At 38.9% G+C, this 21,269-nt stretch carries 21 protein-coding genes; 16 read left to right on the top strand and 5 right to left on the bottom strand.

Annotated features, from left to right (window positions below):
- Positions 1–86: 86 nt before the first annotated feature.
- On the top strand, positions 87–1,370 hold the full coding sequence (serS, locus tag CFS60_RS13625; RefSeq protein WP_088811044.1) for a serine--tRNA ligase: 1,284 nt from the start codon (positions 87–89) through the stop codon (positions 1,368–1,370).
- Positions 1,371–1,458: 88 nt separating this feature from the next.
- On the opposite strand, the gene CFS60_RS13620 is transcribed toward serS, so the two are convergent.
- Positions 1,459–2,214 (bottom strand): YveK family protein, encoded by a 756-nt coding sequence (locus CFS60_RS13620; RefSeq protein ID WP_088811043.1) that lies wholly within the window; start codon positions 2,212–2,214, stop codon positions 1,459–1,461.
- Positions 2,215–2,642: 428 nt separating this feature from the next.
- Here CFS60_RS13620 and CFS60_RS13615 point away from each other — a divergent pair, with 428 nt between their 5' ends.
- The 4 genes from CFS60_RS13615 to CFS60_RS13600 all read left to right on the top strand — a co-directional run bounded on the left by CFS60_RS13615 (position 2,643) and on the right by CFS60_RS13600 (position 8,306).
- On the top strand, positions 2,643–4,421 hold the full coding sequence (locus CFS60_RS13615; protein ID WP_088825967.1) for an asparagine synthase-related protein: 1,779 nt from the start codon (positions 2,643–2,645) through the stop codon (positions 4,419–4,421).
- 194 nt (positions 4,422–4,615) lie between these two features.
- Positions 4,616–6,064, top strand: a complete 1,449-nt coding sequence (locus CFS60_RS13610; RefSeq protein WP_088811042.1) for a lipopolysaccharide biosynthesis protein — start codon at positions 4,616–4,618, stop codon at positions 6,062–6,064.
- A gap of 92 nt (positions 6,065–6,156) precedes the next feature.
- Positions 6,157–7,485, top strand: coding sequence for an O-antigen ligase family protein (locus tag CFS60_RS13605; RefSeq protein ID WP_088811041.1), 1,329 nt, complete (start codon positions 6,157–6,159; stop codon positions 7,483–7,485).
- 155 nt (positions 7,486–7,640) lie between these two features.
- Positions 7,641–8,306 (top strand): MIP family channel protein, encoded by a 666-nt coding sequence (locus CFS60_RS13600; RefSeq protein WP_088811040.1) that lies wholly within the window; start codon positions 7,641–7,643, stop codon positions 8,304–8,306.
- 30 nt (positions 8,307–8,336) lie between these two features.
- Here CFS60_RS13600 and CFS60_RS13595 read toward each other — a convergent pair whose 3' ends face one another.
- Positions 8,337–10,076, bottom strand: a complete 1,740-nt coding sequence (locus CFS60_RS13595; protein WP_088839386.1) for an ABC transporter ATP-binding protein — start codon at positions 10,074–10,076, stop codon at positions 8,337–8,339.
- A 273-nt stretch (positions 10,077–10,349) separates the two neighbouring features.
- Here CFS60_RS13595 and CFS60_RS13590 point away from each other — a divergent pair, with 273 nt between their 5' ends.
- The 8 genes from CFS60_RS13590 to CFS60_RS13555 all read left to right on the top strand — a co-directional run bounded on the left by CFS60_RS13590 (position 10,350) and on the right by CFS60_RS13555 (position 16,479).
- Entirely contained in the window at positions 10,350–11,042 is a 693-nt protein-coding gene (locus CFS60_RS13590) for a Crp/Fnr family transcriptional regulator (RefSeq protein WP_088811038.1), read from the top strand.
- A 107-nt stretch (positions 11,043–11,149) separates the two neighbouring features.
- On the top strand, positions 11,150–11,794 hold the full coding sequence (gene fsa / locus CFS60_RS13585; protein ID WP_088839385.1) for a fructose-6-phosphate aldolase: 645 nt from the start codon (positions 11,150–11,152) through the stop codon (positions 11,792–11,794).
- Entirely contained in the window at positions 11,791–12,135 is a 345-nt protein-coding gene (locus CFS60_RS13580) for a hypothetical protein (RefSeq protein ID WP_088811036.1), read from the top strand. Before fsa ends, CFS60_RS13580 begins: the two co-directional genes overlap by 4 nt.
- Before the next feature lie 118 nt (positions 12,136–12,253).
- Positions 12,254–12,952, top strand: a complete 699-nt coding sequence (locus tag CFS60_RS13575) for an NAD-dependent protein deacylase (RefSeq protein WP_088811035.1) — start codon at positions 12,254–12,256, stop codon at positions 12,950–12,952.
- A 110-nt stretch (positions 12,953–13,062) separates the two neighbouring features.
- Positions 13,063–14,403, top strand: coding sequence for a hemolysin family protein (locus CFS60_RS13570; RefSeq protein ID WP_088811034.1), 1,341 nt, complete (start codon positions 13,063–13,065; stop codon positions 14,401–14,403).
- 64 nt (positions 14,404–14,467) lie between these two features.
- On the top strand, positions 14,468–15,424 hold the full coding sequence (locus CFS60_RS13565; RefSeq protein ID WP_088839384.1) for a LacI family DNA-binding transcriptional regulator: 957 nt from the start codon (positions 14,468–14,470) through the stop codon (positions 15,422–15,424).
- An 82-nt stretch (positions 15,425–15,506) separates the two neighbouring features.
- Positions 15,507–15,860, top strand: coding sequence for a hypothetical protein (locus CFS60_RS13560; protein ID WP_088811032.1), 354 nt, complete (start codon positions 15,507–15,509; stop codon positions 15,858–15,860).
- Between the two features lie 13 nt (positions 15,861–15,873).
- Positions 15,874–16,479 carry an HAD family hydrolase gene (locus tag CFS60_RS13555; RefSeq protein WP_088811031.1) on the top strand — a complete coding sequence of 202 codons (606 nt, stop codon included), beginning with the start codon at positions 15,874–15,876 and terminating at the stop codon, positions 16,477–16,479.
- 38 nt (positions 16,480–16,517) lie between these two features.
- On the opposite strand, the gene CFS60_RS13550 is transcribed toward CFS60_RS13555, so the two are convergent.
- Together CFS60_RS13550 and CFS60_RS13545 are read right to left on the bottom strand one after the other, a co-directional pair.
- On the bottom strand, positions 16,518–16,751 hold the full coding sequence (locus CFS60_RS13550; RefSeq protein WP_088811030.1) for an IDEAL domain-containing protein: 234 nt from the start codon (positions 16,749–16,751) through the stop codon (positions 16,518–16,520).
- A 111-nt stretch (positions 16,752–16,862) separates the two neighbouring features.
- The gene (locus CFS60_RS13545; protein ID WP_088811029.1) at positions 16,863–17,939 is read right to left on the bottom strand and encodes a GGDEF domain-containing protein; all 1,077 of its coding nucleotides are present in this window, start codon (positions 17,937–17,939) and stop codon (positions 16,863–16,865) included.
- Positions 17,940–18,078: 139 nt separating this feature from the next.
- On the opposite strand from CFS60_RS13545, the gene CFS60_RS13540 reads away from it, so the two are divergent.
- Positions 18,079–18,303 carry a hypothetical protein gene (locus tag CFS60_RS13540; RefSeq protein WP_088811028.1) on the top strand — a complete coding sequence of 75 codons (225 nt, stop codon included), beginning with the start codon at positions 18,079–18,081 and terminating at the stop codon, positions 18,301–18,303.
- Positions 18,300–19,277: an FUSC family protein gene (locus CFS60_RS13535; protein ID WP_088839383.1), complete on the top strand. Its 978-nt coding sequence runs from the start codon at positions 18,300–18,302 to the stop codon at positions 19,275–19,277. The genes CFS60_RS13540 and CFS60_RS13535 overlap by 4 nt, the downstream gene beginning before the upstream one ends.
- Positions 19,278–19,345: 68 nt before the next feature.
- On the opposite strand, the gene CFS60_RS13530 is transcribed toward CFS60_RS13535, so the two are convergent.
- Entirely contained in the window at positions 19,346–20,047 is a 702-nt protein-coding gene (locus CFS60_RS13530) for a Crp/Fnr family transcriptional regulator (protein WP_088811026.1), read from the bottom strand.
- A gap of 327 nt (positions 20,048–20,374) precedes the next feature.
- On the opposite strand from CFS60_RS13530, the gene CFS60_RS13525 reads away from it, so the two are divergent.
- Complete coding sequence (locus tag CFS60_RS13525; protein WP_159458314.1) at positions 20,375–21,037, top strand: Crp/Fnr family transcriptional regulator; 663 nt, start codon at positions 20,375–20,377, stop codon at positions 21,035–21,037.
- The last annotated feature ends 232 nt before the right edge of the window (positions 21,038–21,269 follow it).

Here is a 21,269-nt window from a genome sequence, read left to right as displayed (position 1 = left end):
CTTAGAACTTCAGCACTCAGTCTACCCACCCGCCCAACCAAGCAAACATACACCCCAACACCATATAATCAAAGGAGGAAAAAATCATGTTAGACGTAAAATTACTAAGAAACAACTTTGAAGAAGTGAAAGCAAAACTCGCGCATCGCGGTGAAGACCTCGGTGATTTTGAAAAATTTGGCGAACTAGACGCGCGTAGACGTACGCTAATACTCGAAACCGAAGCCCTTAAATCAGAGCGTAATGCCGTTTCGGAACAAATTGCTGTTTTAAAACGCAACAAAGAAAATGCCGATGCAAAAATTGAGGAAATGCGAATTGTTGGCGATAAAATTAAAACGCTCGATATTGAACTGAAGGACATTGATGAAAAATTAAACGCGATTTTGATGGCAATTCCAAACATTCCGCACGAATCAACTCCGATTGGCGAAACAGAAGATGACAATGTAGAGATTCGCAAATGGGGCGAACTTCCAAACTTCAACTTTGAACCAAAAGCGCACTGGGATTTAGGCACGAACCTTGATATTTTAGATTTTGAAGGCGCCGGCAAGGTAACTGGAAGCCGCTTCGTATTTTATAAAAAGCTCGGAGCACGCCTTGAACGCGCGCTTTTAAACTTCATGATGGACCTTCATTCCGAAGAGCATGGCTACGAAGAGATGCTTCCGCCGTACATGGTGAATCGCACGAGTATGACTGGGACAGGCCAGCTTCCGAAGTTCGAGGAAGATGCTTTTCTTGTTGAAAAAGAGGATTATTTCTTGATACCAACAGCTGAAGTCCCAGTGACAAATTACCACCGGGATGACATTTTAAAAGCAGAAGACTTACCGCGCAAATACACGGCGTTTAGCGCGTGCTTCCGCTCAGAAGCAGGTTCTGCGGGTCGCGATACACGCGGACTAATCCGCCAACACCAGTTCAACAAAGTCGAATTGGTCCAGTTCGTAAAACCAGAAGATTCCTACGAGGCGCTCGAAAAGTTAACGAACAACGCAGAAGAAGTTTTAAAACGATTAGAACTCCCGTATCGCGTGCTTAGCATGTGCACCGCCGACCTAGGTTTCACAGCAGCCAAAAAATACGATTTAGAAGTGTGGATTCCAAGTTACGGGACGTACCGCGAAATTTCTTCTTGCAGTAATTTCGAAGCTTTCCAAGCACGCCGCGCCAATATCCGTTTCCGCCGTGAACTAAACGGCAAGCCTGAATTCGTGCATACATTAAATGGATCCGGCCTAGCAATTGGTCGCACAGTCGCTGCCATTTTAGAAAACTATCAAGAGGAAGACGGCTCAATCCGCATTCCAAAAGCACTTCAATGCTATATGGGTGGAATTGAGAAAATCGAAGCACCTAAATAATTAGATTTTGTTCCGTCAAAATAAAAAAGCATCATTCAGTAATCATGCCATCTCGAAAAAGGGGCTTTACTGGAATGATGCTTATTTTTTATTTATGTCCCAAACTCTTTTTTTGTAGGTTTGTACTTCTAAGACCAGACGCATTTTTTCTAGTAGTTGCTAAGTTTTCTGGTTCTATCTTATTAATAGAAGTTAAAACAACTAATCCAAGGTTTCGTTCCACGTCTTGAGCGGTTTTAATTGTATTATCAAACAGATTTCTAATGAACATAATTATAATGCCAAGTATTAATCCAAATGCTACTGAAAGAGCTAACATTATAGATTTGTGTGGTTTTATAGGAGCCATTTTAGGGCTATAAACAGCGGGCGATAAAGTATAAACATTATTGACGTTCATGATTTTTGGTATGGTCTTACTAAATATATTAACAGTTTCATTTGCGATTTTAACAATATCTTTTGGATTAGAGCCTTCTACGCTGACTTGTATAACTTGAGAATCAGTAGGACTTGTTACGGTAATCATTTGGCTTAGTTCATCGACGGAGTACTTGTTATCCATTAAGCTTGAAACTTGGGATAAAATACGCGGACTTTCCATGATGGAAGTATAGGTATTTACAAGTTTTAGATTGGCTTGCACATCTTCTGCTTGGGAAGTGCTTTTTTCAGAATTCGCTTGATTGATAAGCACTTCAGATTCACTTTTATAAATGGGTACAGAAAAAAAATAGAGATAGATAACCATTACTAATAAACTAGCACAAGTACTAAAAATAATAATCCACTTGTTTTCTTTCAAAATATTCCATAATTGACTTACATCTAGGGTATTTTCCATGGCTTCCTCCTGGTTTTATCAACACTAAAAATGCTTTCCGTGATTTCTAGGCTGATTCTAAAATAATGTAGTGCTAACGAGAAGAGAGTTACAACCTTTTTGTTGCATAACCAATCCATATATCTATCGCGCGTAAATATTAAAAGATGTGTATATTTATTGGTCATTTTTCGTGCATGTTGTTAATTTTATCACAAAGGAACTAACTGCTACATTTTAGCACTATTTATGTAGCTTGAGAAGAGCTGAAATCACACTTTAGTAGCTTATTTATCTATATAGGCCTAAAAATGGGGCGAAAATGTGACAGTTTATTTTATGAGGGCTGTGTAAGGGCTTAATCACGTTGACAAGCATTAAGAGGCGTAGTATATTTTAACACAAGGTTAATTTTATAATTACAGCTAAAGAAAAGAGGTCAATTTAATATGCCGGGTTTTTTTGGATTTATTTCAAATAAAGAAACAGCATTAGAAAAAGATATAGAGATTTATGACATTATTGAGGCAAACGATAACCTTATTGAAGAAAAAAATACAGTGAATACACCAAATTTATATGGTCGTTTTTTTAGAAATACAGTTAAAAAATTTGAACAAGATAAGACTTTTTCTCAAAATGAGGAAGCGTTTTTTATTGTCGACGGGGTAATTTTAAATAAACTTGATTTAATGGAAAAATATGAAATTAAAGATCGGAATATGTTTTCCTTAACGCAAAAGATGGCTCAATCTGCATCTAAGCCATTCTTTAATGAATTTCGCGGACATTTTTCAGGGGTGTTTTTAGACAAAACATCACATACTTTTAATCTATACACAAATCATATCGGAAATAAGGAAGTCTTTTATTATTTAGACAAACAGACAGATATTTTGTATTTTGGTACGGATATAGACATTCTTGTGAAGTTGGTGCATAAACATGCAGGCAAACGTTTCAAACTAAAAAAGAATGCAGCGTATAGCATGATTACGCATTCCTATACATTATGTAATGATACGCTTTTCGAAGACATGTACCGATTAACACCAGGACATTATTTACAATATTCAGCCAATGGAATTGAAAAAAAATGCTATTTTGAAATAGATAATACGCCAATCGATATTACAGAAGAAGAAGCAATGGCTAAAATCGACGAACTCTTTAGAAATTCTGTAAAACGTTCTTTTGAAAAAGATAAGGAATATGGCTACAAGCATATAGCCGCTTTAAGTGGTGGTTTAGACTCAAGAATGACGACATGGGTTGCGCATGATATGGGCTATACAGACACATTAAGTTATACTTTTTCACAAACTGATTATATGGACGAAACGGTTCCAAAGAAAATGGCGAGTGAATTGAAAAATGAATGGCTGTTTAAGTCACTAGATAATGGGATATATTTGTACAAATACTTTGAAGAAGCGGTGAAGATTTCTGGAGGTAGATGTCAAAGCTGTAGTATCACGCCTACGCTTAGCATGGCTAACACGTTAAACATGGATCAATTTGGTATTGTTCATACGGGGCATCTAGGCGGTGCTATTTTAGGAACGTATTATGAAAAAGGTAGGAAGCAAGAATTCCATCCTGGTTCAGGTGCGAACTCGACGCGTTTGATTGAGAAAGTTCAATATACGGAAGAAAATTCCTTCCATTTAAAAGATAAAGAGATTTTTAAACTGTATAATCGCGGTTTTACTGGGAATCTTATGGGCTTAAAACCATTTCTTAAAACGACGGAAGCCATTTCGCCGTATACGGATGTTGAATTTATGTCGTTCACTTTGACGTTACCATTTAAATACCGTACAGGGCATAACATTTACATTAAATGGATTAATAAATATTATCCAGAAGCTGCGAATTTCGTTTACGATAAGGTAAAAGGAAAAATTAATAGAAAATTAATTAGAGTTAAGGGTGTATCAATTCCTTGGACGAGTATTCCTGCAGCGTTTGTAAAACTTGTGAAAATCAAGCTAGGTTTGAAATTGAATTCCAAGAATCATATGAACCCTATTGACTATTGGGCGAAAATCAACCCAGATTTAAGTAATTTCTACCAAGAATCATTTAATAAAAATATCGATTTAATTAAAGATGAAGAACTAAAGAAAGACTGTCAATTTGCATTTGAGTCGGGGAATTCAATGGAAAAAGACCAAATCATTAGTTTTATGGAGTTTTTGAGAATTATGAAAGGGTATATGGAATAAATTCATATATTCTTCAATCGACTTTATGCGTATTTTTTGTTCGCTAATTGTTAGAAGATGGTGCACATCTTATCAATTATTGCGTCCAACTTGTTGTTTGCTTATCTCGAAGTTTGCCTAGGTAATTCTTAACGCCGATGCAGACAAAAAGTTAATTTTGCTTGAAGGGGTACCGCAGAGAGGACATCTAGGCTATGAAAAAAAGTAACAGCATTTTAAATAAATTTTTATCGATTTCGATTGGGAGCTGGGTAGCTCTTATTATTGGATTCATTAGTACACCGATTGCAACGCGGTTAATTTCACCGGATCAGTTTGGTAAGGTGTCAATGTTTTTGCTAGCAGCTGAAATACTAGGCGCTGTGGCATTATTAGGCGCTGACCAGAGTTTTAACCGCTTTTTTTATGAAGAAGAAGAGGATAAGCGAAAGTATTTATTGTTAATTTGCTTGAAGCTTTCTATGCTTGCTTTTGCGATATTGTCAATCGGCGTATTGATTTTTTATAAAGATATTTCGAATTTTATCTTCTCATACGTTAGTTTTTGGCTAGTACTGCTACTTGTTTTGTATGCACTTTTACGGATAATTAATACGTATGCGTCCGTAGTTGTTAGAATGCAGCAGAAAGGTAAAGTGTTCTCGTTTAAACTCATTTTGAGTAAGTCGCTTGAGTTTGCTGGGATTTTGATGTTCGCCTTTTTCTTAGGGAATCAATTTGAAGTTATTATTTATGCTTATATGTTTAGTATGGCGGTTGTTTCGATCGTTATAATCGGAGTGGAGCACAAGTTTTGGAATTTCTTTAAAAAAGGAAGTATTAAAATTAAAAGCCACTCGTCTGATATTCTGAAATACGGCGTTCCGCTAATGGTGACGCTCTTAATGACGATGCTATTTGAATCCATTGACCGAATTGCGATTAAACAATGGTCGAATTACACTGAAATTGGTTTGTATTCTGCGGCTTTTAAAATTGTGACGATTTTAAACACGCTACAACTTAACTTTACTGCGTTTTGGGTGCCTTTAAGTTATGAGAAATTTAAGGAGAACCCGAATAATACTAAGTTTTTCAAGGATATGCAAGTGGTCGTTAGTTATGCCATGTTAATTATCGCAGTGTTAGTCGTGATGTTTAAAGACGTTATTGTTCTTATGCTTGGAAGCGAATATGGTGGTGCCGCACAAATTATGCCATTCTTAGTATTTGTTCCAGTGCTCTACACGATATCAGAAGTAACCGTAGTAGGAATTAATTTTTATAAAAAAACGAAGCTCCATATCCTTATTGTGGCTCTAGTATGTTTATGTGGAGTTATAGGAAACTTGTTGCTCGTGCCATATATAGGTGCAACAGGAGCCGCGATATCTACAGGCCTATCCTATATCGTATTCTTTTCACTAAGAACTTATTTCTCATTAAGGTACTTTAAAGTAAGTTATAAGCTGTTTCAATTATATGCAAGTATTGCGCTGTTAGTAGGCTATGCCTTTTATGCGACTTTTGTAAAAGATATATGGAGTTCGTTCTTTATTGGAGTCGTTCTATTAATTGTCATTTCGGTGATGTATCGTGGCACTGTGAAAATGATGTGGCAAAAATCAATGGGAATTGTAAGGTCATTTTCACGAAAAGGGTAAAAAGGGTTCTTCATTTTAGAGTAAACCTATATTGTGATTGAAAATGTTTTGATATATACTAAAAAACGGGAAAATTTATAGAAAAAATAAAGATGTGTAAGGATGTAATTGTCATTAAAAACAGACCTCTAAACGTATATATTTTTATAATACTAACTGTAGCCTGCCCAATTATAGACATGATAAATGGTTTCTTTCTAGCATCAGGAACTTCTACACCTATAGGAATGGTTTATCGATTTGGATATTTTGCTTTCTTAGTTTTAATGATTATTGTTGAGAAACTTCCGAAAACATATTATACCTATCTAACCATTTTCTTTATACTCGGAAATTTATTAATGTTTTGCTTGCAAGGTATTTTCTTGAAGAATAGTCCCGCGTGGATATTCGCAGACTTTTCGGTGTACATTAAATATTTCCTGTGGGTGCTAATTCCTTATTATGTTTATCAGCGGAGAGAAATTTTCAAAACCATTAATTTTGAAAATATCTTTCTTGCATTAGGCTCTTTGCTCACAGCAGAACTTTTGATTCCGTATGTTTTAGGTGTCGGGCGTCAAACTTATTCAACAGCAGGAGCAGGATATAAAGGCTTTTTCTTTGAGCAAAACTCCATTTCATTTGCGCTTATCATTACACTCACAATAACGACGCATGTCCTTATTAAAGAGCTACAAAAAAGATGGGGCAAGAAAGTGTTCTTTTTACTCTTACTTTTTGCTGGAAATGTAGTGAGTTTATTCCTTTTGGCAACAAAAACGGTCGTTGTGTACGCGGTTCTGACTGTTGCGTACCTTTTAATTAGAGTAGTTTTCAAAAAACATTACCATTCAAATGTGCAGCGAGCTTTTGTTTGGCTTACGGCCATGTTTGCAGTAATCTGGATATTCTTTAGAGGAATTCAATCAGCGACAGAACTTGTCGCAGGTTCCGTTACTCGGATGCAATATTTTTACAGAGTCTATGATGGTGATTTGCTTCGCTTGCTGTTTAGTTCTAGAAACGTATTTTTAGAAGGTGCCGCCAAGTTATTCTTTAATGATCCCAATTTTGCGTTCACTCTTTTTGGTGGACAAGGATTCCAGTATCGTTTTGAGAAATTTGGGCGTTTAGGCGTTGTTGAAATGGATTTCTTTGATTTATTTTTCGGTATGGGACTTATCGGAACGGCGTTGTTTATTTTTATGATGCTGTATTTCATCTTCCGCGCTTTTAAACGCAAAATGAAATCAATTTATACGTTTGCGCTAGTCATTACATTAGTCTATATCTTTTTTGTTGGACACGTTCTGTTTTCTGCAATGTCGGCAACGTTCCTCGGCTTAATTTGTGCAGGAATTATTTTGGCAAGTAGCAAAAAGGATGATGACGGTGCAAAATTAGAGCTCGACCAACCCGAAAACAATACATCAACCTAATTTTGCGTGAAGTTTAGAGGTTTTTGACATGTCGGCGGCCATTTAAAATGGCTGCTTTTTTTGTTTTGAAAAATACACAACTTATCCATATCTTTCTAGGCGGATTTATGGTATTTTTAAACATGTTGATTCAATTTTGAAAGGAGGGAAATAAGATGAGAAAAGCAATTGCTGAATTTATTGGAACTTTTGTTTTAGTATTGTTTGGTACCGGGACGGCTGTTCTAGGCGGCGGGATTGAAGGCATTGGCATTCCAGGCATTGCGCTTGCATTCGGTTTATCGATTGTGGCGATGGCGTATAGTATTGGAACAATTTCCGGGTGTCATATTAATCCGGCGGTTTCCATTGCGATGTTTGTCAATAAACGTTTGTCTGCGAAAGACTTGGCTGTATACATAGTAGCGCAAATTTTAGGTGCCATTGTGGCGACGCTAACACTGCGTACGTTCTTAATTTCTTCAGACTTGGCCACTACTAACTTAGGGCAGAATGGTTTTGGGAACTTAACTGCTTCAGGCGCGTTTCTAGTAGAAACTATTTTAACGTTCGTTTTTGTTTTAGTTATTTTAATTGTAACAGGAAAAAATGGGAACGCACCGTTTGCTGGTCTAGTTATTGGTCTAACACTCGTTTTAATCCACTTATTAGGTATTCCATTAACGGGTACATCTGTGAATCCGGCGAGAAGTATTGGCCCGGCACTATTTGCTGGCGGCGAAGCACTTTCGCAACTTTGGCTGTTCATCGTAGCACCGATTGTCGGTGGCGCACTTGCGGCTATTGTAAGCAAATTCGCGTTTAATAGTGAAGAGAAGTAAATAAAAAAACCACGAATTTTCGTGGTTTTTTTATTGCAATTGTTGCTCGGCGAAAGAAGCATAGAGCGGGTGGCTTTCGACTAATTCGGTGTGCGTTCCGCGTCCTGTAATTCGCCCGTTTTCAATGAAGAGGATTTGGTTTGCTGACACGATGGTCGACAGGCGATGCGCGATAACGAAAGTTGTTCGGCCAGACATTAAGTTCGCGAGTGCTTGCTGCACAATTTGTTCGGACTGGCTGTCTAGGCTGGCCGTTGCTTCGTCAAGCATTAAAATTTTAGGATTTCTTAGGAAAGCACGTGCAATCGCAATTCGTTGTCGCTGCCCGCCAGAAAGCTTAATGCCGCGTTCGCCCACTTCAGTTTGCATTTTTTCTGGCAACTTCTGAATAAATTCATCGGCGTAGGCAAGTTTTGTGACGGCCCACAATTCGTCTTCGCTCACTTCGCGGTCTAAGCCGTAGGTCAAATTGTCGGCGATTGTGCCGGATAGCATAGCACTTTCTTGTGAAACGTAGCCAATTTGGGAGCGCCAAGACTTGGTCGAAATCGCTGTAAGCGGTGTGTCGCCAACGTAAATCGCCCCGGTCGCAGGCTCGTAGAAGCGTTCTAAAAGGGCGAACAAAGTCGATTTTCCGCCACCACTTGGACCAGCAAAAGCCACAACCTCACCCGGATTCGCAGTAAAGCTGATGCCGTCAAGAATGGTGTCACTGCCCGCATACGCGAAGGATACATCTTCAATATGAACTTTTTCCCCCGAAATATCTTTTTCAACACCATTTTGAAGTTCTTCACTCTCTTGGTCTAAAATCTGTGAAATTCGTTCGGTGGCTCCTTTAGATTTCTGTAGTTGCGTGAAGAATGTGACAAACGATGTGACTGGCACAATAATTTGAAACAAATAAAGCAGAAAGGCGATAAGCGTTCCGGTTGAGAGTGTGCCAGAAGTGACACGGATACCGCCATAACCAATGATTGCTACGATAACCCCCATGACGACAAAGAAAATGAGCGGAGCGAGGACAGACACAACTTTTGCCTCGCGAATACCAAATCCAAACAAGCGATTGATACCTTCTGAACCACGTTTTTGCTCTAAATCTTCCGCGTTTGATGCCTTCACTAGACGTGCTTCTGACAACGTTTGACTAATCATACCCGTAAAGTCGGCGGTTTCCTTTTGAAGGCCTTTGGAAATTTTGAACATGCGCTGCCCAAGCGGCGCTACGATTAGTGCGGTGACTGGGACGGCGATTAAAATAACGAGAGTCATTTTCCAATCCATGAAAAGTAAAATAGTGACGGCGCCGATAACCGAAATAATCCCTGTAACAAATTGCGGCAGATGGTCTGCGATAAGCTCTTTAAGTAAGACGGTATCATTAATCATTCGACTTACGGTTTCGCCAGTTTTGGTATTATCATAATATGGAACTGGTAAGTGAATGATTTTATTCCATAAACGAATACGAATGGTGGCTACCATTTTTTGCCCCATATAATTAAGTAAAAAAACAGAGAAGCCATTTGCGATTGCCTGAAGGACAAATGCGGCCACGATGATGGCAATTAAACTGCCGTTTATTTGTGATAATGAAAAGCCATCAATTAAATCTTTTGTAAAAAGTGGCACTACAAGGCCGGCGACGGTTGTAATGATGCTCGTGATTAAGGCAACACCGATAATCCAGTTCGCTGGTTTTACGGATCCTAGAAGACTGAAAAATTTGTTCCATGTATAGGTCGTTTCAGTTGTTTTTTTATTCATGTATTTTTCCCCCATTCCTGTTCTATTATATAGAGAAATTTCACGAAGTGCGTCATCCTTAAGAGGTAATTTTTTTAAGAAATGACAGTGAAAAATTGTCACAAATAATTCATTAATATTCGTTTTTAATCTAAAATTAGCTACAAATATAGATTTTCAAATCAACAAAGTGATTTAATTCACGATAGTTTGGTAGATTTTTGTATAATCGGAATATTATGCTAATTTGCTTGTGATATAATCATAGAACTAAAGCGTTCACAAGGAGGATCTATGTTTCCTGTCAAAACTGATCATGTTAACTTAGAATTGAAAAATTTATTAGAAATTTGCTACGAGCACCCAAGGTACAATGAAAATTGTTCCGTTTTCACTACCAAAAAAGGAGATATCCTCCAGACAGTAGGCGAGGACAAAAAGAAGATTTATTTTATTCTAGAAGGGTACTTTGGTGTTTTTATCCAAAGGAAGAATAAAAACGCACGTGAAACATTTTCGAAACAGGCCATCATTCGCTTTTTGCAGAAAGAAGATACATTTGGCTTACAATATTTATTTTCAGATAACTGGGAATCAAAGGTTTGTATTCAAAGTCTTGGAAAAGCAAAAGTAATGGAAGTGGATTGCACGTTTTTAAGAGGAATTCTTGAAGAAATTGATCCAAAGCGTAATTTTATTTTGGCGCAAATGGGTATCAAAATAAATGAATCAAGAGAGTTTTCGGAATTGAGTTTTTATAAAAAAGAAGAGCGAATTCGAAAAGCATTGCTTCAATGTGCAAATAAACTTGGGACTTTTTCACAAGATGGTATTATTTTGCCAAAAGAAATTACTCAGGAAGTTTTGGCTCGTTACACAAGTACATCACGCGAGTATGTCGCGTGCACAATCCAGGCTTTAACTAAAGAAGAGATTGTTCGTAATAAGCCGAAACCACTACTTATTTTGGATAAATCTAAATTATAGGGAATGAAGATGCAGCGGGCGATAAGCTGTATCTTTTTTGTTTTCTTCAATTTGCGTTATAATGGAACCGTAAATTTGAAAGCGTTTTAAATGAAGGAGGAATTGGCATGAAGTTTTTCATTGATACGGCAAATGTAGAGGAAATTAAGAGAGCTAGCCGGATGGGATTTATTGCTGGTGTGACGACAAATCCGTCGCTAATCGCGAAAGAAGGTCGGGATTTTGGCGAAGTGATTCAGGAAATTACAGCTATTGTAGATGGTCCAATTAGCGGCGAAGTAGTCAGTCTTGAAGCGGACAAGATGGTTGCAGAAGGTCGTGAAATCGCGAAAATTCATCCAAATATGGTTGTGAAAATCCCAATGACGGGCGAAGGCTTGGCGGCTGTCAAAGTCTTGCATGCGGAAGGGATTAAAACGAATGTGACACTCGTATTTTCGGCAGCACAAGCGTTACTTGCGGCGCGTTCAGGCGCAACTTACGTATCTCCATTTTTAGGTCGCCTTGATGATATCGGCCAGGACGGTTTAGAATTAATTCGCGACATCGCGGAAATTTTTGCTGTTCATGATATAGAAACGGAAATCATTTCAGCAAGCGTCAGACACCCCATCCATGTCATTGAATGTGCGCGAGCAGGTGCGGATATTGCTACAATCCCGTATAAAGTTTTCGAACAGATGCTAAGACATCCTTTGACCGACACAGGGATTGAGAAATTTTTAGCAGATTATGAGGCCTCAAAAAAATGAATCGCACCTATCTTGTGAAAAAAGAACATCATATGCACAGGCCGAACCCCCTTTTTGTTGGTAAAAATGAAGGCGTTTGGACCTTTCAAGAAGACGAGGACTACCCAGGCTGGATTTTTTGCAAAGTCAAGGCGTCGGGGCTAGAAGGCTATGTTCCAAAGCAAATACTTATCTCGGATGAAAGCGGGAAGTCTGCTACCGTTTCTGAAGACTACTCAGCGCGTGAGCTCGCTGTGAAACCAGGCGATAAAGTCGAAAGTAATCGCGAATTAAACGGCTTTGCGTGGTGCGTTGATGAGGACGGAATGGCTGGCTGGATACCGCTTGATAAATTAGCGTAAATTTCAAAATGAAATTTTTTAAGTTTCGAAAGAGTGATATAATGGTAGCCAAGCATTTGTTTTCAGATGTTTGGCTATTTTTGACGGCACAAATTGTTTGAGAAAAGAGGTTTTGAAGATGGAAAATGTCAAACAACTTCAGGCGGCGATTTTTAATGCGAGTAAAATTGTTTTTTTGACTGGCGCAGGCGTATCGGTACCTTCCGGAATTCCAGATTACCGGTCGAAAGACGGCCTTTACAAAGGGTATCAGAATCCGGAGTATTTACTTAGCGCCACTTGTTTGAAACGTGAGCCAGAATTGTTTTATGACTTTGTGACAAAGAATATGTATTATCCAAAAGCAAAGCCGAACGGGATACACTTGAAAATGGCGGAACTAGAGCGGGATAAAGCTATCACGATAATTACGCAAAACATTGATGGTTTGCATGAAAAAGCGGGTTCTAAAAAGGTCATTGATTTTCACGGGAACTTATATGATTGCTACTGTCAAAATTGTGGAGCAGCGATTCCCGCGGCGGAGTATTTGAAATCACGAATTCATGCGCAGTGCGGTGGTGAAGTCCGACCAAACGTCGTTTTATACGGTGAAGGCATTTCTGAAGAAGCCATTTCAGGCGCCGTTTTCGCAGTGCAAACCGCGGATTTGATCGTCATTGTGGGCACAAGTTTCCAAGTGAGTCCATTTTGCAATTTAATCGAGTATCGGAATAATCAGGCAGCCATTTTTGCGGTGAACAAAGAGGCATTACGGATTGCTGCTCCTGTTGAAATGATTCAGGCGGATGCGCTGCGGGTATTTGAAAGCCTTTAAGGGAAATCGGGCGCGCAGTTTTGACCAAAAGGGGGAGAACATGGTAAAATTTGAATAACTGGGAGCGTTTTCCAGTCAAAATTTTCTTTTATTAAGGAGTGGACGGCTACATGTCACCTGACCCCGAGAGTCAGCAGATTATTTTACAACTCATACTTATTTTGGTGTTAACTTTACTCAATGCATTTTTTGCTTCGGCAGAGATGGCGCTTGTATCTTTAAACAAAGGTCGGATTAAAAATCAGGCCGAGAATGGCGATAAGAAAGCAAAGAAATTGGTGACGTTAATTGAAGACCCGAGCAACTTTCTAGCGACAATTCAAGTGTGTATTACGCTTGCTGGTTTTTTCTCGAGTGCTTCGGCAGCGACAAGCATTGCCACCCGCTTTGAGTCTTATTTAGGCGGCGGAGCATTTGCAAAAGAAATGTCGATTATTATTGTCACAATTATTCTTTCCTACATTACGCTTGTATTCGGTGAGCTTTATCCGAAACGCATTGCGCTACAAAAATCAGAGGCGATTGCTCGTTTTTCGGTTGGCCCGATTCGCGTTGTTGGAATGTTACTTCGCCCATTCGTAAAATTGTTGTCACTTTCGACAAATGCGCTTGTGAAATTAACGCGGATGACGGATGCAACAGAAGATGACCGCATGACGCGAGAAGAGATGCAAATGTTGATGGAATCGAGTTCAAAAGATGGCATTATTGAGGAAGAAGAACTTAGCATGTTGCGCGGTGTATTTGAACTTGATAATAAATATGCGCGTGAAGCGATGGTGCCACGAACGGATGCCTTTATGATTGATGTGGATTTTGCACCAGAAAAAATTTGTGATTTATTGCTGGAAGAAAACTATTCGCGAATTCCGGTCTACATGGGAGATCAGGATTCTGTCTATGGTATTTTGCATTTAAAAGACTATTTTGTAGAAGCACGAAAAGTTGGTTTTGATCATGTAGACATTAAAAAACTGGTGAAAGAGGCTTATTTTGCTCAAGAAACAATGTTTATTGATGATTTGCTGAAAAACATGCAGCGCACACGTAATCAGATGGCGATTTTAATGGACGAGTACGGCGGTGTTGCGGGAATCATTACTATTGAAGATTTATTAGAAGAAATTGTCGGCGATATCGATGATGAATATGATGACTTAACAAATGAATTTGTGAAAATAAATGACCATACTTACGAGGTTGACGGAATGCTTGCACTGGACGACTTTAATCGCATGTTTCACGTGGAACTTCCCGCTCGGGGTGTGGATACAATTGCTGGCTTTGTCTTGACGCTACTAGGCAGTATCCCAAATGACGGGGAAAAAGCAGTGGCAGACTACGAACAATTTACGTTCACAGCACTTGAAGTAAAAGATGCGCGTCTTGTCTCACTGCGAGTGGAAATTAATCCATTGCAGCAGCAGGAGGAAGCGGCGGACACAATTTGACGGCTTACTAAGTTTGCCGGAAGCAGGGCAATTTGTCCTGCTTTTTGTATAGGGGGAGAAAAAAATGCCAAACATTAAGGAAATCGCGAAACAAGCGGGTGTTTCAGTGACGACAGTATCGCGTGTTTTAAACAATCATCCGTATGTGGCGAGCGAAAAGCGCGCGCGCGTAGAAGAAGTGATGCGCGAGCTTGACTACATACCAAACCGGAGTGCGACAAACTTGGCGCTTGGCAAAACGAACACAATTGGTGTGATTTTACCCTATAACGATCACCCGTGGTTCGATAAGGTTGTAAACGGCGTACTGGACGCGGCTTTCCGGAAGAAGTACTCGGTGACGCTATTTCCAACGGGCTACGATGCAAAAACAGAAGAAAAATATTTGATGATGCTAAAAACGAAACAAGTGGACGGGCTCATCATCGCTTCGCGCGCGAATACGTTAGCGCTAATTCGGCAGTATGCGGAGTACGGCCCCATCGTCGTAAGCGAGGAAACGGACATTCCCGAACTTTCGTGCGCCTATATCGACCGCGCCAAAGCGTACCAAGAAGGCTTTCTTTTTTTGAAGGAAAAAGGATATCGTGACGTCTGTTTCACGAATGGACGGGCTAGAAGCATTAGCCCAAGTACGCGCCACAAAATGAGTGCCTTTGAAAAAGTGTATCAAAAAAATGCGGCAGACTATGCCTTGAATGATTGCTACACAGTTGAAGACGGCATAGCGGCTGCCCGATATTTTTTTGAAGAAAGCGGCATGAAACCAGATGCAATTTATTCAAACGGCGATGAAGTCGCAGCGGGCATCATGGTCTATGCGCGCGAAAAGGGGCTTCGTGTACCAGAAGACTTGGCGATTTTAGGGCAAGAAAATTTGCCGATTGGATTCGTGCTTGAACTTACAACGCTCGACCACAATCTGAAAAAATTAGGCGAAATGGCTTTTTCAATATTTTATTCAAAAGAAGTAAGAAAAGAGCGAATTGAGCATGCGCTAATCGTTCGAAAATCAGTCTGAAAAATTTTAATTGAAAACGCTTGACATGAAACCCGTTTCATCATGTACAACTTAGGTAGAGACTTTGAAGGGGGCGAAAATAATGATTGTGTCAGGTGTTTGCAAAGTTTACTCAGAAATTGGTATGGAATATCAGTACGGGGAATTTTATGTGGAACGTGATTATTTGGTGTTTGAGCGAAATTACAGTTATGGTTTGGGAAAACGCCACACGTATCCGCTCGCAAGTTTGCGTAATATTGCGCTTGTTCCAGAAAAAGGCGGACAATATTTAACTTTTTCTTGTGAAAATACCCGGTTTGAAATTGCGGATAGTACAAATGAATTGAAACCTTTTGCCGATGAACTTCGCGCTGAAAGATACGGTATGCCAGAACCGAATCGGTTAAAGCGCAGTAAATATACCCCGCATCATCATTATGTTTTTGCAAAATAAAGGAGGAATAAAGATGTATAAAGCGATTATTTTTGATGTTGATGGAACAATTTTAGATACAGAAAAAGCGGTTTTACATTCTCTTCAATCTGTTTTGCAAGAAGAAGGACTCACGTATACGCAAGACGAACTGCGTTTTGTTTTAGGGATAACCGGCAAGAAAGCGCTTGCCCAATTGGATATTTTAGACGAAGAAGAAATTTTTGAGAAATGGGTGGAACGCGAAGCATCGCTCATTCATGAGGTGGAAATTTTTGAAGGCATTAAAGAGGCGCTTGAAGCGATTCCGCAGAGCGGTGTTGTCACTTCGAAAAATGCAGTAGAAATGGAGAAGGGCTTTTACCCGTTCGGCATTGACCACCACTTCGATGCGATTGTTTGCGCGAGTGATACGACGGAACACAAACCTCACCCCGCTCCTTTGCTGAAAAATATTGAAATGCTAGCTTTAAAACCTTCCGACGTCATTTACATTGGCGACTCCGCGTATGACATGGCCTGTGCGCACGCTGCCGGTGCTCATTTCGGCCTCGCACTTTGGGGAGCCAAATCAAAAGACGGATTTGAGAAGGCGGAATTTATTTTTGAAACGCCGGAAGAGATTTTGGCGCATATATAGACATTGAAAAGGTGGCTCGAATTCTCGAGCCACCTTTTTTAAAATTGTAATTCTTCTTCTTGAAGGCGTTTTAGGCGTAGTGATAATAGAATGAAGCGTTTCTTGTTTCCGTCGTCGAGAGCAAGATCAATTTCGGTTTGAATTCTTGCTATCCGTTGTTTTTGACCGAGCATTGTCATGTAGCACTCAATAAACGTATTCATTAATGCCCGTTCCTTGGCTAACTCCTCGTATTGCTTGGATAGAGAACTCGAAAAAGGTTGCAGTGCCATGACAATCACTCCTTTAATGAATATTTAGAAAATTTATACTTTCTTATACCACCATTTTTTTTTTGATAAAACGTGAGCAAACAAAAAAGTCAGCAAATTGTACTGACTTTCTCATAAAATGACACTTTGGTTGCGCCCAGCGTTTTTTGCCTGATAAAGTGCGCGATCTGCGAGGTGCTGAATTTCAGGAAATTCACGTGAATCGCAAGCTGTCGCTACACCAATTGAAATGGTGATGGAAATTTTTTGTGTGGTGTCAATCGGGATGGCAGAGTTTTGAATGGCGATGCGAATTTTTTCGGCGAGGTCATAGGCGGCCTTTTCATCAAAATTAATCGCCAAGATGCAAAATTCTTCTCCGCCCAAACGAAAGGCGTTCCCTTTTTCCAAACAGTGCTCTTGAATGATTGAAGCGCATGATTGAAGCACTTTATCACCTGCGAGATGCCCATAACTGTCGTTTACAGATTTAAAAAAATCGATATCGAGCATTAAAGCGCTTAATTTGTTTACTGTGGTATCTTCCATGAGTAGCTGAATTCGCTGGTCAAATGCGCGTCGGTTCGCAAGATTTGTGAGGGCGTCTGTGAAAGCACGCTCGGTTTCAACAATATACAAATGCCGCGTCCGTCGCATATCAAAAAGCACGGCATAAAGAATAAGTAATGCAAGGCCGTTGAAAACCGTCCAAGTAGTGATTAAAATAAGCGTTTTAAGCTGAAAACCATAAAAAAAGCTGCTGTTGATAATATATACGATGACACTGATGATGAATAATTCAACGATGAGCTGACTTTCATGAATTTTACTTTTGCGGAATTTTATCCATATTGAAATGAGTAGGGCGAGCAAAAGAATGAAGAATAAAGCTTGTATGGCGATTCCAGATATTCCAAAAAGAAAGCGCGTTAGCCCGATGAGAAGTGCGGAGAAGACTGTGAAAATGGGCGAAGCCGAAATGGCGATTAAAATGATGGATACGTAGCGTAAATCAATTTTCACACCGTCAGGCAGCTCAAATGCGAAATACATAAGTAAAAAGTTACTGATTAAAATAAGCAAAAAAATTACAGCTTTCCGCCACATGAGAAGTTGAGGATTAATTTGATAAGGTATTATTTTAAAAATAAAGTAAGTACCTGCAGAAGCGATAAAAATATTTGCTCCAAAATCCATTAGCAAATTCATTTTTTATTCCTCTTTCACGTTAGTACTATCATTATAATGGATACAAGTAGAAATTGCACATGAATGGGCACGTTTTATGTAACCAATATGATTGACAACTTGATGATTGAAGATATACTTAAATAAAGGAGGGGCTAGCGTGGAAGGATATGTGGTTGATGTTGTTCAAGATGCGAATAAATTTAGAGTGATTCATAAATATTCATGTGAGAATATACCAGCAAGGGAGAATCGGCTTATTTTAGGAAAGTTTGAAACGCCACAAGATGCACTCAAATCTGCGTATACAAATTATAGTCAATTTTCTTTGAAGTTTCGTTTGTGCCCCTTATGTACAGCAACAGAAGGAGCGAAACAAGAATGACGATTCAGAAGTATTTTTCATGGAATTGGAGCAATGCGGTTTTAACATTCATTAGTGCAATTCCAGTTTTTTTAATTGCGACTCTCGTGGATATGTCAATCGGCATGGGTATGCTCATTGGGCTCATTCCAGCGGCTATTACGAAGATTGCGCCAACTAGGCGTGGGCGAGTTTCGATTTTGATAATGGGCGCAGTCATTGCGTTATCAGTTCTCATTGGCGCGCTTTTAAAATCATATTTTGGCATTGTAGGTGCGACCGTTTCAATGGGCGCATTTGCGTATTTGTCTGCGATGTTTGCGGCATCTAAAAAAGGCGTACCGGCGTTTATGTTCTTTATTACACCTGTAATTGGAATTGGTTTAAGTATTACGGATTTTCAAGCGGGGGTGTCAATTGGGCTAAGCATGGTTCTTGGTTCGACTGTAGCCTGCATGATTTCGTTATTTTTTAAAGAAACAAAAGGGGTTAAAAAAGCACCTGCTGTCAATCCAAATAAAGTGATTTTCAAGCAATATGCGCCGTATTTTACAACAGCGATTATGCTGGCAACGGTTATTGGCTTTTATTTGGATCATACGGGGTGGATTGTGGGCTCTGTAGGGTTAGTCATGCGCCCAGTGCGTGAAATGCAAGAGATGCGTTCGGTTTTCCGGATTGTTTCGGTTGTGACGGGAATTGTTTTAATTTACATAGTGATGCTTTCGAACGCGGGGAATATTATTATTGCTGGTGCGGCTGCGATGATGCTTGTTTTAGCAAGCGGGACACATGAAAGTAAAGCGTACATTATGCCACTTTTCATGACGTACATTGTATTTTCATTTATGATGGTCATCAATAATGAAATGAATGCGACACATTGGTGGCTACTCGCTGAACGAATTTTGTGGGTTTCGGCAGGGGTCGTTATTGCTTACGTGTTTGGCCTGTTAATTCCAAAGTTAGTGAACAAGAAAAAAGCTGTAGAGTGAAAGCGCAAATGAAACGCGTCACATGTAACTGAAAAACTGCAAGACTTTTCATAAGTCTTGCAGTTTTTTTATACCCAACGATCAAATGTATACGGGATAACAATCGGGATGTCTTGAAGTGTATGAATCACCCACTGTTTTTTTCTAATCGAGATAATGTTTTGTTTTTGCAGTGTTTTTATAATGTTGGATGTGTGAGATAGTGAAACAGAAGCGAGCTCACCTAGTTTCTCATAGGTTACAAAACTCGGCAAGTCTATAGAACCGTCCGCATTACGAATGCCAAATTTGTTTGCTAGAAAATGCAAAATATAATAAATGCGTTCCTCAGACGGAAAACTATCCATAATGAGTTGAATCATGGAGTTACGCGAAAGTTTAATATGATAGTTTAAAAGAACAAAGTTACGAGGGTCTTCTGTTAAAAGAACATCGTTTAAGTAGTCCAAATCAATTTCCCAAAGAATGCAGTCAGTTAAGGCGGAAATTTCCGCAAGTTCATCAGATAAATCATTTTGTGCTATTAGGAAAGGGAATTCTCCACGCTTAGAAATAAGAATAAAGACGGGACGCTTACCGTTTAGATTGGAAAGCTTTGTATACCCTTCTTGAATAAAATAGACTTTATTTTTTTTAAAACTCACTTCAATAGAGAGCCCGGTCTTTAGTGCAATTTGGTGACATTTATGATTAAATTGCGGGTTGCTCTTCAATATTTTCATCACATAATCAAAATTTGTAAAATCATCTAAAAAGCTTTTTGAGTACATAAAATCCTCTCCCCCTCACTTTAATACCTACCCAAATCTGCTTACATTAATCGCACAAATAATAAAAAACCTCTTTCTTTTTATGAAAAAGTAGGTTTGTTTTGACTTTCGTTCGTTTTGAAAATGTCACAAATCTTTCAGGAATGTTGATATGAAGCAATTTATACGCCATTTAAACAAGGAAAACAGAAATTAAGGACAGTTCCTTTATGAAATCATAAAATCGTGAATTATGAACAAATTTTTGAGGCGTTAAAATAAGGATATTCATTAAACGGAAAAGTTCAAAGCGAATGAAAATGATTTCAAATGGGAAGGTGCTTCATGATGGAAGACTTAATAGAACTTTATTCAAAAAAAGTAGTTGAGGAACGCTTCAATGAAAAAGAACTATTGAAATTATTAGAAAATCAATTTGCGATTTACGGAGAAAATATAAAGATTAGAAATGGGCGTAAAATTGTTTTAAAAGAACGCGAAGAATACGTCTACTACATTGTACACGGGGCGGCTTCAGTAAGCAAAGATGATACAATTTATTGTTTTCAAGGCAAAGACCGTTTTTTAGGTTTAGAAAGTATGTTTTTTGATAGCCATATGGATTTAGATTTTCATGCAGTGGGAAACACCGAGTTAATCAAATTTAAGAAAAAACAAGTTATTGATGCCTTGATGAATACACAAGAAGGTTGGATTTTCGGCTATCAAATTGCCCATCGTTTTAACGAAGTTATTATAAACCACTGCATTTTCTATAAATTAAAAGCTAGATCGCGTAGCAAAAAATTTTTATTAGAACTTGCTGATGAACTTCACGAGGAAAATGATACGAAAGATTTTCTACCAAAACAATTAAATTATAAAATGCTATCCGAGTATTTAGGTATCAGCTACGTAACCATACGCAAATTGTTTAGCGAGTTACGCAAAGAAGGATTTATAGGTAGATGTCAAGAAAGTCAACGGTTCTACATTAACGCAGAAGCATAAAAAACGAGGTGGGAAAACATTTTCCCACCTCGTTTTTTATTGAAGGTCCATAAAGCTGCTTTTTGGGTGTATAAATGCCGGAAAATTTCACAAAGTAGTCACAACTCACCTCCTGTTTGAATGGTATACTAGAACGACAGGTCAAACATCAGGAGGAACAAACATGCGGGAAATTAAATCCAACGAAGCCGTGTTCAGCGAGCACGTGGGAGAGATGGGTAAAATGAAAGAC

Origin of the sequence: Listeria sp. ILCC792 (assembly GCF_900186135.1) — a bacterium.
GTDB classification, from domain to species: Bacteria; Bacillota; Bacilli; order Lactobacillales; family Listeriaceae; genus Listeria; species Listeria goaensis.
This window is presented reverse-complemented; position numbering and strand designations above follow the sequence as displayed.

What these genes read in the sequence shown, in the direction of transcription:
- CFS60_RS13605 (WP_088811041.1), top strand. Translation starts at nt 6,157, where the DNA reads ATGTGTAAGGATGTAATTGTCATTAAAAACAGACCTCTAAACGTATAT.
- CFS60_RS13535 (WP_088839383.1), top strand. Translation starts at nt 18,300, where the DNA reads ATGACGATTCAGAAGTATTTTTCATGGAATTGGAGCAATGCGGTTTTA.
- CFS60_RS13615 (WP_088825967.1), top strand. Translation starts at nt 2,643, where the DNA reads ATGCCGGGTTTTTTTGGATTTATTTCAAATAAAGAAACAGCATTAGAA.
- CFS60_RS13525 (WP_159458314.1), top strand. Translation starts at nt 20,375, where the DNA reads ATGGAAGACTTAATAGAACTTTATTCAAAAAAAGTAGTTGAGGAACGC.
- serS (WP_088811044.1), top strand. Translation starts at nt 87, where the DNA reads ATGTTAGACGTAAAATTACTAAGAAACAACTTTGAAGAAGTGAAAGCA.
- CFS60_RS13530 (WP_088811026.1), bottom strand. Translation starts at nt 20,047, where the DNA reads ATGTACTCAAAAAGCTTTTTAGATGATTTTACAAATTTTGATTATGTG.
- CFS60_RS13600 (WP_088811040.1), top strand. Translation starts at nt 7,641, where the DNA reads ATGAGAAAAGCAATTGCTGAATTTATTGGAACTTTTGTTTTAGTATTG.
- CFS60_RS13620 (WP_088811043.1), bottom strand. Translation starts at nt 2,214, where the DNA reads ATGGAAAATACCCTAGATGTAAGTCAATTATGGAATATTTTGAAAGAA.
- CFS60_RS13575 (WP_088811035.1), top strand. Translation starts at nt 12,254, where the DNA reads ATGGAAAATGTCAAACAACTTCAGGCGGCGATTTTTAATGCGAGTAAA.
- CFS60_RS13560 (WP_088811032.1), top strand. Translation starts at nt 15,507, where the DNA reads ATGATTGTGTCAGGTGTTTGCAAAGTTTACTCAGAAATTGGTATGGAA.
- CFS60_RS13550 (WP_088811030.1), bottom strand. Translation starts at nt 16,751, where the DNA reads ATGGCACTGCAACCTTTTTCGAGTTCTCTATCCAAGCAATACGAGGAG.
- CFS60_RS13580 (WP_088811036.1), top strand. Translation starts at nt 11,791, where the DNA reads ATGAATCGCACCTATCTTGTGAAAAAAGAACATCATATGCACAGGCCG.
- CFS60_RS13610 (WP_088811042.1), top strand. Translation starts at nt 4,616, where the DNA reads ATGAAAAAAAGTAACAGCATTTTAAATAAATTTTTATCGATTTCGATT.
- CFS60_RS13590 (WP_088811038.1), top strand. Translation starts at nt 10,350, where the DNA reads ATGTTTCCTGTCAAAACTGATCATGTTAACTTAGAATTGAAAAATTTA.
- CFS60_RS13555 (WP_088811031.1), top strand. Translation starts at nt 15,874, where the DNA reads ATGTATAAAGCGATTATTTTTGATGTTGATGGAACAATTTTAGATACA.
- CFS60_RS13565 (WP_088839384.1), top strand. Translation starts at nt 14,468, where the DNA reads ATGCCAAACATTAAGGAAATCGCGAAACAAGCGGGTGTTTCAGTGACG.
- fsa (WP_088839385.1), top strand. Translation starts at nt 11,150, where the DNA reads ATGAAGTTTTTCATTGATACGGCAAATGTAGAGGAAATTAAGAGAGCT.
- CFS60_RS13595 (WP_088839386.1), bottom strand. Translation starts at nt 10,076, where the DNA reads ATGAATAAAAAAACAACTGAAACGACCTATACATGGAACAAATTTTTC.
- CFS60_RS13570 (WP_088811034.1), top strand. Translation starts at nt 13,063, where the DNA reads ATGTCACCTGACCCCGAGAGTCAGCAGATTATTTTACAACTCATACTT.
- CFS60_RS13545 (WP_088811029.1), bottom strand. Translation starts at nt 17,939, where the DNA reads ATGAATTTGCTAATGGATTTTGGAGCAAATATTTTTATCGCTTCTGCA.